An 11,888-nucleotide genomic window follows, 5' to 3' on the forward strand; every position below is an offset into this window, starting at 1 on the left:
TCCCCCTGATCAGAAGCGGCTGAAGTAGCCGGCCATCGATTCGATTTCCTCGTCGGTGTAGCCCTTGGCGTGACGATCCATGATCGTCGCGTCGCGGTCACCGTCGCGGAATGCCTTCATTTGGCTCTCGATGACTTCAGCGGGAATGCGGTTCAGTTCCGGTACGCCGTCGTCTGCAGCGGCTGCGTTGTGGCAGGCCTTGCAGGACGCGGCCATCAGCTGGCCCCGGGTGATTTCGTCGTCGGCAAGGGCCTGGGTAGCAGTGCCCGCCATCGCCAGCGAGGCGGCAAGCCCCACCAGGTACAAGTGCGATTTCTTCATTGAAACGGACTCCTCCGTAAGAAGTGGCTTTTAGCGAGCGACAGCTGTGAAGTACTGTCTTCATCCTTTGGCCCGGTGTGAAGATCCGGGTTGTGATTACGCCACCGGGTTCGAGCCCGGTAGTTGCGCCTGATCGCGAAAACCAACGATCATGAACCTCGTATAGCACAGAAAAAACGCCTTTTCGATGCATTGCAAAGGCATATGCCGCCAGGAGGAGTGCCATGACAGGAGAACGACGTCGTCATCCAAGGATCCCGATGACGGTCGAGGTCGTGGCCGAGTGCGAGAGCGGGGATACGGTCACCCTGACCACGAACGATATCTCCGGCGGGGGGGCCTTCCTCGAGTGGGAAGACCCGGAAAATGCCTGCGTGGGGCACCTGATGAAGCTCGCCTCGGACGACGAACTGATGCTGCAGGTATTCGGCATGCTGGGGGATGGCGGCGCGGCGCCGCGGGTCAAGGCCCAGGTGGTGCGGGTGATGGACGGGGGTATTGCGGTGCGCTTTGACCCCGAAGAGCTGGAATAGCCAACGGGAACGGGGGTTACGCCTCGCGCTCGATCTGTTCCAGCCCCGCGGCCCATTCGTCGGCGATCAGCGGATTGGTCAGCAGCCAGTTCACGGTGTCCGGGCTCCAGTCATCCTGCGCCTCTTGCAGGGCGCTCTCCCAGTCTGCTGCCGTGTAATCCCCGCGCCCCAGGGTGCTGAGGGCCTGCAGCTCCGCCTGTTGGTCCGGACCCAGGTCGCGCAGCGTGCCCTCCAGTTCCTGCAGGGTCAGGTCGCTGGCGTGATCAGCCAGGATCTGCATCGCCCAGTCATTGTCGCTACCCTCGCTTCCGGTATCCGGGAAGACCACATCCTCTTTGGCATGGAATTCCCGCGCGGCCTGGATTAACCGCTCCATCGTCTCGCCGGTGATGCCGAGGGAGATGGCCATCTAGTGGGCCGGCGTCCGTTCCTGGGCCAGGACCCAGGGGGCGGCCACGATCGCAGTGAAGATCGGGTCGTTCGCGGCCCAGCGGCGGGCATCGTCATCCGAGGCCCGCGCGACCTGGTCGTTGGCCAGCCATTCGCTGACCTGATGGGTCGCATCGTCGCGGATGGCGCGGGCGACCTCGATCAGATCCAGCTCCGGCGCCACGCGGATCACCACGCCGCGCGCGAAATGCGGCATCAGGTCTTTCCACGGCAGCGGGCCGGCCTGTTCTTCCAGTGGGACTTCGGGTTGTTCGGCAGTGGCGTCGTGCATGACGGTTCCAGTCGGTTTCAGATATCGTTCAGGCTAGGCCGATACCCTTGTATCTTCAACATCTGCCCACGCACGCGTCCGGAGAATGCACCGATATGCGACCCACGCCGGATCTCCAGCCCGGATACCGCGGGCGGGACCTGACGCGGCCCCGCGCGGGCCACGCACTGGTGCTGGCGACGCTGCTGTTCGTGGCGCTTCCGGCGCAAGGCCAGTTCAACACGGATGACCCCGAGGCCGCCGTCTGGGATCTCGACGAGGCCGTTGCCCAGATCGAGGCGCACTACCCGGGCCGGGTGCTCCACGCGCGCGAGGATGTGAGCCAGTTCGGGGCGCGTCTGTTCATCATCCGTATCCTGACCAATGATCAACAAGTGCGTACCCTCCGGATCGAGGAAGGCACCGAAGTGGAGCTCCCGGAATGAACCTGCGCGTGGTACTGATTGAAGACGACGTCGCGCTGCGCAACCAGATTGGCGACGAGTTGGACCGCAGTGGCTGCCGCGTGGATACCGCCTCGGACGGCGAGACCGGGCTTTACCTGCTGACCGAGTACCACTGCGACATCGCGGTGGTGGATCTGGGCCTGCCGGGCATGGATGGGCTGGACGTAATCCGCAAGGCGCGCGAGTCCAAGCCGCGCCTGCCGATCCTGATCCTGACCGCGCGCGACCGCTGGCAGGACAAGGTCGAGGGCCTGGAGGCCGGGGCCGACGACTACCTGGCCAAGCCGTTCCACATCGAGGAATTGCTGGCGCGGCTGCGCGCCCTGGCACGCCGCAGCCTGCAGTCGGGCCAGGAGCGGCTGGCGTTCGGGCCGCTGGTGATCGACACCGCGGGTGACGAGGTCTGGCTGAATGGCGAGCCGGTCACCCTGACCACATTCGAATACCGCCTGCTGATGACATTGGTCCGCCAGCCGGGCCGGGTGCTCAGCAAGGATGCGCTGGCGGACTACCTCTACGATCACGACGAGGACCGCGAAAGCAACGTGATCGAGGTCCTGATCGGGCGCCTGCGGCGCAAGCTGGATGCCGACGGCAGCCTGGGCTTGATCGAGACCCTGCGCGGACGCGGCTACCGCTTCGCCCGCGAACCCGACGCCGTGCCGGAAAACGAGTCGGACAGCCCTCGATGACCTGCCGCGAGGCTGCCGGGTCCGCATGACAGCGGCCCTGCGCAAGCTGCGTGGGAGTCTGGTCCTGCGCTTGGCGGGGGTCACGGCGATCACCGTGCTGATCTTCTCGTTGCTCACCGCCTGGGTGCTGGAGGCCGCCTTCCGCGACAATGCGGCGGATGCGGTAGAAACCCGCCTCGAGGCGCAAGTCCTGCTGCTGATGGGGCTGGCCGAGGTGGTCGGCCCGGCCGATGTGCGCGTCCCCGAGATGCTCCCCGAGAGCCGTTTGCAGTTGCCAGTCAGCGGGCTCTACGCGCGCATCCTGGGCGAGGAGGGGCAGACCCTGTGGCGCTCGCCGTCAGCGGTCGGCGTCTCCCTGCGCGGCTGGACGGAAGACGAGTACTTCAGCTTCAGCCTGCCGGTGCAGTGGGAGCTGGACGGCGGTCAGGTCGGCCTGACCTTCCAGATGCTGGAGGACCGCGAGGCCTTCAGCGAACAGGTCGAGCAGTACCGCACCAGCCTCTGGCAGGGGCTGATGACCATGACCCTCTCCATGATCCTGGTCCTCTCGCTGGCGTTGTGGTTCTGGGGCTTGCGCCCGCTGCGCCAGGTCCGGCGTGACCTCGATGCCCTGCGCCACGGCGACCATGCGCATCTGGCGGGCGATTATCCCACCGAGGTTCGCGCCCTGACCGGCAGCATCAACGACCTGGTCGAGTTCGAACGCGCCCGACTGGCGCGCCAGCAAAATGCCCTCGCGGACCTGGCTCACAGCCTGAAGACCCCGATCTCCGCCCTGCGCCTGAACCTCGAGAGCGCACGACCGGATAATGACGACATGCAGCGCCAGGTCGACCGGCTGCAGGGCATCGTCCAGCATCAGCTCAACCAGGCCCAGCGGCTTGGGCCGGCCCCGTTCCAGGCTGCCGAGCCGCTGGGGCCGATCATCGAGCGTACCGGACAGGCATTGGGACGGCTCGCGGCCCAGGAAGGGGTGGCGCTGGAGACCGATCTGGCTGCGGGCTGCGTCCTGCGCATGGACAGCGGGGCGATCTTCGAGCTCCTCGGCAATACCCTGGACAATGCCATCCGCCATGCGACCACGCGGGTGCGCATTACCACTCGCTGCCAGCCCGGCGAGGTGATGCTGATCATCGACGATGACGGCCCCGGCATCCCGCCGGCCGATCGTGCCCGGGTGCTGGAGCGCGGGCAGCGCGCCGATACCCGCGGGGGCCAGGATGACGGCCGCGGTGAGGGTCAGGGGCTCGGTCTCAGCATCATCCACACCCTGGTGACCGACCACGGCGGGACGCTGTTCATCGAGCAGGCCCCGGAGCTCCACGGCGCGCGCATCCGCATGGTGTTTTCCGCGTCCTGAAGCCGGCGCGGGCGGGGTCGGGGGTTGCTCCATGATGCGTTTCGCGGTGCTCAACGCATCCTACGAGGATCCCTAATGGCACCCCGCCGCTTGGCATCGTGCACCGTAGGATGTGTTGAGCGTAGCGAAACGCATCGACCAGGGCGTGTCGCTCCCCAAACCGTTCGAAATCAGAGTGTCAGGCCGTCCATCGGCAACGCCGGGGGTTCGCCCAGCACGCTGTCGCGCACCAGCGCGGCCGCGCCGCAGGCGAAGGTCCAGCCGAGGTGGCCGGATCCGGTATTGAGGTAAAGGCCGGGTACCGCGGTCGCCCCGAGGATCGGGGTGCCGCGTGCGCTCATCGGGCGCAGGCCGGTCCACGGGGCCATGGTCTCGGCATCCATTTGCTCGGGCAGGCTGGCCAGGGTACGCCGGCAATGATCCAGTACGCTGGCGGCCCGTTGCGGGTTCAGGCTGCCGTCGCGACCCGCGAACTCCGCGGTGCCGGCCAGGCGCAGGCGATCGCCCAGCGGGGTCATCACGACCTTGTTGGCGTCGTCGATCAGTGGCAGGTGAATCCGGGTTCCGGCGTTCATCGGCAGGGTCAGCGAGTAGCCCTTGACCGGTGCCACGGGCAGCCGGATCCCGAGTGGGCGCAGCAGATCGGGCGCGTGGTAGCCGTTGGCAACGACACAGGCATCCGCGGCGATCGGGCCTTCCGAGGTCTCCAGTGCATTGAGGCGGCCGCGGAAGGTGCGCAGGCGGCGCACCGCCACGCCCGGGCAATAGGTCAGTCCGCGGCGGCGGGCGATGGCCAGCAGGCCCGCGGTAAAGCGCGCGGCATCGCCGATGGCATCGTCGGGAAAGTAGAGCCCGCCGCACAATTGATCGCGCACGGGGGCCAGCGCCGGCTCTTCGGCGATGATGCGTTCCACGGTCCAGTCCTCGAAGCGCACGCCGGCGTCCGCCATGTCCTCGCTGGCGGTGCGATTGCGGGCCTGGCTGGTCGGGTCCTGGAATAGCTTGAGGATGCCGCTGCGGCGGAAGTCGAAGTCCAGCCCCTCGGGTGCCAGCTCGCGCTGCAGGCGGTCGATCTCCTTCAGGGAGAAGGCCGCCAGGCGCGCATTGAGCCGGGTGTGTTCCTCGAAGCGCGCGCGGCGGCTGTTGCCGAGAAAGCGCAGGCCCCAGCCGATCAGCCCCGGTATGGCGTGCGGGCGCACCAGCAGTGGCGAATCGCGGCGCCCGAGATAGCGCAGCAGGTCGAGACCCACGCCCGGGGCGTTCCAGGGTTCGGCATGGCTGGCATGCAGCATGCCGCCATTGGCGAAACTGGATCCGCTGGCCGGCGCCGCAGCGGCGTCCAGCAGCACGACCTCGGCTCCGGCCTCCTGCAGGTACCAGGCTGTGGTGACACCGATCACCCCGGCGCCGATGACCGCTACGCGCATCCGTTGGTCCTTCCGTTGTCGTGGCTCATGTGCCACTGGCCAGTCGTTGGATCAGTGTCGCGTATTCGCGTTCCAGGCGTTTGGGCGAAACCTTCTCGCGGGTGCCCAGTTCCTGGGCGAACTGCGAGACGCGGAATTCCTCGATGCGGTAGCGAAAGGCGAGGACGTCCGGGTGGTCCGGGGCGCGGGCGATCAGTTCCTGCGCCTGCTGCCACAGCGGCTCCACGGCGACGCGGCGGGCGCGGTCCTTGTCCGGGGCCTGGCTCAGGCGCTCCAGGCGCTTGTCGATCGCCTCGAGGTAGCGCGGCAGTTCCGGCAGGACATCATGCGGGATGCACAGCAGGAAGTCCGCCGGGACCAGCGCGTCCAGCTGCCCGCGGATGTCGCGCGCGGCCTCGATCCAGGATAGCGGCAGGTCGCCCTGCAGCCGGGTGCGAAGGTCGTGCCAGCGGCGCAGGATCTCGGCGGTCAGGCGCGAGAGCTCCATTACGGTGGGCGAGAACGCCGGCAGCGACTCGTCGAGTCGTTGGGCGAACGCCTCGGCGGCGCGTGGCCAGGGTTCGGCCAGGAACACGCGGTCCGCAGCGGCCTCCAGGATCTGGTCGCGCAGGGCCTCGCAGCTGCCCAGCGTCGAGTAGTTCAGGCAGGCGCGTTCGATCTCCGGGAGCTGGCGGCGCAGATCGCGCGCGGTCTTGCGGGCGCCGAGCAGGAACAGCCGGCGCAGGCCCGCGCGGTGGGCGCGTTCGGCCTTGGTCGGGTCGGGTTCCAGCTCCAGCGAGACCGAATCGCCGCGATCGACCAGGACCGGGAAGGCCCGCAGCTGTGCCCCCTGGTGGTCGAATTCGACACTCTCCGGCAGCGCACCGAAATCCCACTCCGTGATGCCCTCGCGGGTGATCTCGTCCGGACGGCTGGCATCGAAGTGGGCCTCGGCGCTCCCGCCCAGCCGTGCCTTGAGCGCGGGCAGGTCGCGGCCGCTGGTCTCTTCCTTCCCTTCCGGGTCGAGGATGCGAAAGCGCATCACCAGGTGCGGCTCCAGGGTCTCCGGGCGCCAGGCATCCAGCGGGATCTCGGTGCCGGTTATGGCGCGCAGGGCCGCGGCCAGTGCGGGAATCAATGGGCCCTGGCGGTGTTCGATGCGGGCCAGGGCGGCCTGGGCGAAGTCCGGGGCGGGCACGAACTGGCGGCGCAGGGCCTTCGGCAGGCTCCGCAGCAGGGCGGTCACGCGATCCTCCAGCAGCCCCGGCACCAGCCAGTCGCCCAGCCAGTCGGGCACCGCGTTCAGCGCGGCGATGGGGATGGTGACGGTCACGCCGTCGTCCGGTTGGCCAGGTTCGAAGCGGTAGGCCAGTGGCAGGCGCAGCCCCTCGAGCTCCAGATGGTCGGGATAGGCGCCTTCCGGGAGCGTGGCCTCTGGCTCGTTCAGGAGCTCGGCGCGGTCGATCTTCAGCGCCTCCGGATCGTGTTTTTCGGTCTTGCGCGCCCAGGTCTCGAAGCTCGTGCCGTCTGTGATCGCGGCCGGCAGACGGGCGTCGTAGAAGTCGAACAGGCGCTCCTCTTCCACCAGCAGATCGCGGCGGCGCCCGCGCGCCTCCTGTTCGGCGATCTCGGCCACCGCCTCGCGGTTGGCGCGCACGCCGTTGGAGCGCGAGCGCAGCTCGCCACCGACCAGGCCCTCGCGGATCAGGATGCGCCGTGCCTCGGCCGGGTCGTGCTTGGCGAAGTCCACTGGCTTTTTCGGTGCCACGACCAGGCCGTACAGGGTGATGCGGTCGAAGGCCCCGACGCGTCCGCTGCGGCCCTGGAAGTGCGGCTCGAAGATGTGGTGCTTAAGCAGATGCGGGGCGGCGGTCAGGATCCAGTCGGGCTCGATGCGTGCGTTGTCGCGGGCGTAGACACGCGTGGTCTCGGCGATCTCCGCGCTCATCACCCAGGCCGGCTTCTTCTTCGCCAGCACCGAGGCGGGGTGGATCTGGAAGCGGCGGTTGCGCGCGCCCAGGTAGTCGCCGCGCTCGGTCTTCTGCCCGACCTGACTGACCAGCCCGGTCAGCAGCGCCCGGTGCACCGCCTCGGCGTCCGCCGGTTGGTGGTTCGGGTGCAGGTCCATCTCGCGCGCCAGGCGCAGGAGTTGCACGCGCAGCTCCTGCCATTCGCGCATGCGCAGAAAGTTCAGGAAGTGCTCGCGGCACCAGCGCTTCAGGGCACTGGACCCAAGGTCCTCGCGGGCGGTGTGCCAGGCGTCCCACAGCCGCAGCATGCCCATGAAGTCGGACCCCTCGACCTGGAACTCGCGGTGGGCCTGGTCCGCCGCCTGGGTGGCCTCGGCCGGGCGCTCGCGCGGGTCCTGCAGCGACAGGGACGCGGCGATGGTGGCGGTTTCGGTGACACAGTCGTGCTCGGTACCGGCCAGCAGCATCGCCGCGTGGCGCGGGTCGATGGGCATGCGCGCGAGTTGCCGCCCGCGCCGGGTGATCCGGCCACGCTCGTCTACCGCGCCCAATTCGTCCAGCAGGTGGTAGCCATCCTTGACCAGGCGCGGGTCGGGCGGGTCGAGGAACGGGAACTGGCGCGGCTGGCCGAGCTTGAGCGCGGCCATCTGCAGGATTACCGAGGCGAGGTTAGAGCGCTGGATCTCCGGGTCGGTGAAGGGCGGGCGCAGGTTGAAGTCGTCTTCCGCGAACAGCCGGATGCAGATGCCGGGGCCCAGCCGGCCGCAGCGCCCGGCGCGCTGGTTACAGGCGGCCTGCGAGATGGCCTCCAGGCTCAGGCGCTGCACCCGCGAGCGCCAGGAGTAGCGCGAGATGCGCGCGAGCCCCGAGTCGATCACGAAGCGGATGCCGGGCACGGTCAGCGCGGTCTCGGCGACGTTGGTCGCGAGCACGATGCGACGGCCGCTGTGTGACTGGAATACCCGCGACTGCTCGCGCGCGGACAGGCGTGCGTAGAGCGCCAGGATCTCGGTGTCGGCGCGGACCTGGCCGCGCAGGGCCTGGTGGGCGTCGCGGATCTCGCGTTCGCCGGGCAGGAATACCAGTACGTCGCCGGGCCCGGCGCGCTCGCACTCGGCCACCGCGTCGCGGATGCCGTCGAACAGGTCGCGTTCACCACGCCCCTGCTCGTCGCTCTCGTCTCCAGCATCCTCCGGCTCGATCGGCCGGTAGCGGACCTCCACCGGATAGGTGCGTCCTGCCACCGTCAGGATCGGGGCGTCGTCGAAGAACGCCGACAGCCGTTCGGGGTCGAGGGTGGCCGAGGTGATGATGATGCGCAGCTCGGGGCGCTTGTGCGACAGGCGTTTGAGCACGCCCATCAGGAAGTCGATGTTCAGGCTGCGTTCGTGCGCCTCGTCGACGATGATGGTGTCGTAGGCGCGCAGCTCCGGGTCATGCGCCATTTCCGCCAGCAGGATGCCGTCGGTCATCAGCTTGATCCAGTTGTTTGGTCCGGTCTGGTCGGAGAAACGCACCTTGAAGCCGACCGTGGAGTCCCGGTTGCCGCCCAGGGTGGTGCCCAGTTCCTCGGCGATGCGGCTGGCCACCGAGCGCGCGGCGATCCGGCGCGGCTGGGTGTGACCGATCAGCCCGGTCTCGCCGCGCCCGGCCTCCAGGCACAGCTTGGGCAGCTGGGTGGTCTTGCCGGAGCCGGTCTCGCCGCACAGCACGAGTACCGGGTGCTCGCGGATGGCGGCGACGATGCGTTCGCGCTCGGCGTGGATCGGCAGGTCGCCGGCGTAGACGGGTTGCGGGCGCAGGCGGGCGCGCTCGTCGCTGCCTACCTGGGGGGCGCTCCCCTCGGTGGTGGCCAGGCGTTCGGCGAGGGTGCGGGCCATACGGTCGCACGGCTGCCCGCGCCGCTGGCGCTGGCGGGCCCGGCGCAGCAGGTCCGTAAGGTCCTTGCGTTCGCCGCCGGAGGGCAACGCCTCGATGCGGGCCGCGAGGGCGTCGAGATCCGGTGCGGGGGCCGGTTTCACGCTCAGCCCTGGTAGCGCAGACGCAGGGCCTCGATATTCTCCGTGCGCAGGCGCTCCAGCGCCTGGCGCACGCGGTCCTCGTCACTGAACGGGCCGAGGTAGACGCGGTACCAGGTCTCGCCCTGGATCTCGACCTCGTGCACTTTCGGGTCCAGACCGAGCAGGGTCAGTCGTGCCTTCATCTCGTCGGCCTGGGCAAAGCGGCGGAACGAGCCGGTCTGCAGGACGACCGGATCGCCTTCACTGGGCGATGCGGCCGGTGGCACAGCCGGGGCGGGCGCGTCGCGCTCGGACTCCGGCACCCGGATCTCGTCCTCGGGCAGCAGCTCGTAGTAGCGGAAGCGGGGCTCGTCGTCCGAGGGAACGGTGTCCCGCTCCACCGGTGCCGGGGTCGGGGCGGCCGTCTCGGTCGCGGGATCCGGGTCACCGAACAACGCGCCCAGATCCGGCGAGCGGTCGGCACCCTGCAGGTACAGCACGGCGGCAAGCCCCAGGCCGATCAGCAGGCCGAGCAACATCCATACCCAGCCGGGGATCGGCCGCGAGGCCTTCCGTGGGGCGGACTTGCGACGGGTCTTGCGCGCCTGGGCCATGGTCTACATCCGTTCCGGGGCGGTCACGCCCAGCAGGCGCAGGCCGTTGTGCAGCACCTGCCTGGCGCCGGTCAGCAGCGCGAGGCGCGCGCCGATCACGTCGGGGTCGTCCGCGTTGAGGAAGGGTACCGCGTTGTAGTAGGTGTGGAAGCCGGCGGCCAGCTCGCGCAGGTACTGGGCGATCTGGTGCGGTTCGCAGGCCTCGGCGGCCGCCGCGATCACCTCCGGGAAACGGTCCAGGCGATCCAGCAGGTCATCCTCTTGCGGTTCGGTCAGGCGCGTGCTGAGGCCTGCGGCGTCGGCGGCGGCCGGGGCATGCCCGCGCTCGGCAGCGGTGCGCAGCACGCTGGCGATGCGCGCGTGCGCGTACTGGATGTAGTACATCGGGTTGTCGTTGGACTGCGACTTGGCGAGGTCGAGGTCGAAGTCCAGGTGCTGGTCGCAGCGGCGCTGCACGTAGAAGAAGCGCGCGGCATCCGAGCCGACCTCGTCGCGCAGTTCGCGCAGGGTCACGAACTGTCCGGCGCGGGTGGACATGGGCAGGCGCTCGCCACTGCGGTAGAGGATCGCGAACTGCACCAGCAGCACGTCGAGGCGGCCGGGGTCCAGGCCCAGGGCCTGCAGCGCGGCGCGCACGCGCGGGACGTAGCCGTGGTGGTCAGCGCCCCAGATGTTGATGACGCGCTCGAAACCGCGCTGGAACTTCTCGCGGTGGTAGGCGATGTCGGAGGCGAAGTAGGTGTAGTCGCCGTTCTCGCGGCGCACCACGCGGTCCTTGTCGTCGCCGTAGTCGGTGGAGCGGAACCACAGGGCCCCGTCCTGCTCGTACAGCGCGCCGCGCCCCTGCAGGTCCTCCACTGCGGCGTCGATCGCGCCGGAGTCGGCCAGGCTGCGCTCGGAGAACCAGCACTGGTACTCGACGCCAAACTCGCGCAGGTCGTCGCGGATGTCATCGAGGATCGCGTTCAGGCCGCAGTCGAACACCTTGCGGTAGAGCGTCTCGCCCAGGAGCTCGCGGGCGCGGGCGATCACCGCGTCGATGAAGGTTTCCTTGTCGCCGCCGTCCGGTTCGTCCGCCGGAAGGTCGCGGGTGACGGCCTCGGCCGGGTGCACGCCCTGTTCGCCGATCTGCGCGGTCAGGGTCTCGGCGACCGGGTGGATGTAGTCGCCCTTGTAGCCATTGGCCGGGAACGGCACCTGGACACCGTGCTGCTCCAGGTAGCGTAGCCACACACTGGCGGCGAGGATGTTCATCTGCCGCCCGGCGTCGTTCACGTAGTACTCGCGGGTGACATCGAAGCCGCAGAAATCCAGCAGGTCGGCTACCGTGGCGCCGAAGGCCGCGCCGCGGCCATGGCCGACATGCAGCGGCCCGGTGGGATTGGCGGAGACGAATTCCACCTGCACCGGGCGTCCGCCGCCTGCGCTGGAGCGGCCGAAGTCGTCACCTTGGGTCGCGACGCGGCCCAGCACCAGCGTGCGGGCATCCGCGGCCAGGCGGAAGTTGATGAAACCGGGGCCGGCGATCTCGGTGCCGGCGAGGCCGGGCACCTCGGGCATGGCCGCACACAGGGCCTCGGCCAGATCGCGTGGCTTGGATTTCGCCGGGCGCGCGAGCTGCATCGCGAGGTTGGCGGCGAAGTCGCCGTGTTCGCGGTCGCGCGCACGCGTGACCTGCACCTCGACACCGTGGTCGGCGGGTACGCGGCCTTCGGCCACCAGGGTCTCCAGTGCGGCCGCCAGGGCCTCGGTCAGGGTGTCTTTCAAGGGAAGCTCGATCCGTCGGGTAAAAAGGGCCGCATTCTAACCCGGAAGCGCTGGTCGT

11 protein-coding genes are annotated in these 11,888 nt (G+C 69.0%); 4 read left to right on the forward strand and 7 right to left on the reverse strand.

Annotated elements, in window-relative coordinates:
* Nucleotides 1-9: 9 nt before the first annotated feature.
* Nucleotides 10-321, reverse strand: a complete 312-nt coding sequence (locus B0684_RS09070; protein WP_018144594.1) for a c-type cytochrome — start codon at nucleotides 319-321, stop codon at nucleotides 10-12.
* Between the two features lie 224 nt (nucleotides 322-545).
* Here B0684_RS09070 and B0684_RS09075 point away from each other — a divergent pair, with 224 nt between their 5' ends.
* On the forward strand, nucleotides 546-854 hold the full coding sequence (locus tag B0684_RS09075) for a PilZ domain-containing protein (protein WP_077277014.1): 309 nt from the start codon (nucleotides 546-548) through the stop codon (nucleotides 852-854).
* A gap of 16 nt (nucleotides 855-870) precedes the next feature.
* Here the strand turns inward: B0684_RS09075 and B0684_RS09080 are convergent, their stop codons facing one another.
* Together B0684_RS09080 and B0684_RS09085 are read right to left on the reverse strand one after the other, a co-directional pair.
* Nucleotides 871-1,263 (reverse strand): DUF3775 domain-containing protein, encoded by a 393-nt coding sequence (locus B0684_RS09080; protein ID WP_018144592.1) that lies wholly within the window; start codon nucleotides 1,261-1,263, stop codon nucleotides 871-873.
* On the reverse strand, nucleotides 1,264-1,575 hold the full coding sequence (locus B0684_RS09085) for a DUF2288 family protein (RefSeq protein WP_018144591.1): 312 nt from the start codon (nucleotides 1,573-1,575) through the stop codon (nucleotides 1,264-1,266). It abuts the gene before it with no gap.
* Nucleotides 1,576-1,670: 95 nt separating this feature from the next.
* On the opposite strand from B0684_RS09085, the gene B0684_RS09090 reads away from it, so the two are divergent.
* The 3 genes from B0684_RS09090 to B0684_RS09100 are packed head-to-tail and all read left to right on the forward strand — an operon-like array spanning nucleotide 1,671 to nucleotide 4,073.
* Nucleotides 1,671-2,000 carry a PepSY domain-containing protein gene (locus B0684_RS09090; RefSeq protein ID WP_018144590.1) on the forward strand — a complete coding sequence of 110 codons (330 nt, stop codon included), beginning with the start codon at nucleotides 1,671-1,673 and terminating at the stop codon, nucleotides 1,998-2,000.
* On the forward strand, nucleotides 1,997-2,713 hold the full coding sequence (locus B0684_RS09095) for a response regulator transcription factor (RefSeq protein ID WP_018168324.1): 717 nt from the start codon (nucleotides 1,997-1,999) through the stop codon (nucleotides 2,711-2,713). Before B0684_RS09090 ends, B0684_RS09095 begins: the two co-directional genes overlap by 4 nt.
* A gap of 25 nt (nucleotides 2,714-2,738) precedes the next feature.
* Nucleotides 2,739-4,073, forward strand: coding sequence for an ATP-binding protein (locus tag B0684_RS09100; RefSeq protein ID WP_018168323.1), 1,335 nt, complete (start codon nucleotides 2,739-2,741; stop codon nucleotides 4,071-4,073).
* Between the two features lie 170 nt (nucleotides 4,074-4,243).
* Here B0684_RS09100 and B0684_RS09105 read toward each other — a convergent pair whose 3' ends face one another.
* From B0684_RS09105 to argS, 4 genes are read right to left on the reverse strand one after another with little or no spacing between them, the layout of a single operon-like run.
* The gene (locus tag B0684_RS09105; protein WP_018168322.1) at nucleotides 4,244-5,500 is read right to left on the reverse strand and encodes an FAD-dependent oxidoreductase; all 1,257 of its coding nucleotides are present in this window, start codon (nucleotides 5,498-5,500) and stop codon (nucleotides 4,244-4,246) included.
* Between the two features lie 25 nt (nucleotides 5,501-5,525).
* Entirely contained in the window at nucleotides 5,526-9,470 is a 3,945-nt protein-coding gene (gene hrpA / locus B0684_RS09110; RefSeq protein ID WP_018650553.1) for an ATP-dependent RNA helicase HrpA, read from the reverse strand.
* 2 nt (nucleotides 9,471-9,472) lie between these two features.
* A complete protein-coding gene (locus B0684_RS09115) occupies nucleotides 9,473-10,063 on the reverse strand; it encodes an SPOR domain-containing protein (protein ID WP_018144585.1) in 591 nt (196 codons plus the stop codon).
* Between the two features lie 3 nt (nucleotides 10,064-10,066).
* The gene (gene argS, locus B0684_RS09120) at nucleotides 10,067-11,830 is read right to left on the reverse strand and encodes an arginine--tRNA ligase (protein WP_018650552.1); all 1,764 of its coding nucleotides are present in this window, start codon (nucleotides 11,828-11,830) and stop codon (nucleotides 10,067-10,069) included.
* Nucleotides 11,831-11,888 lie beyond the last annotated feature (58 nt).

Source organism: Thioalkalivibrio versutus, assembly GCF_001999325.1.
Lineage (GTDB): Bacteria > Pseudomonadota > Gammaproteobacteria > Ectothiorhodospirales > Ectothiorhodospiraceae > Thioalkalivibrio > Thioalkalivibrio versutus.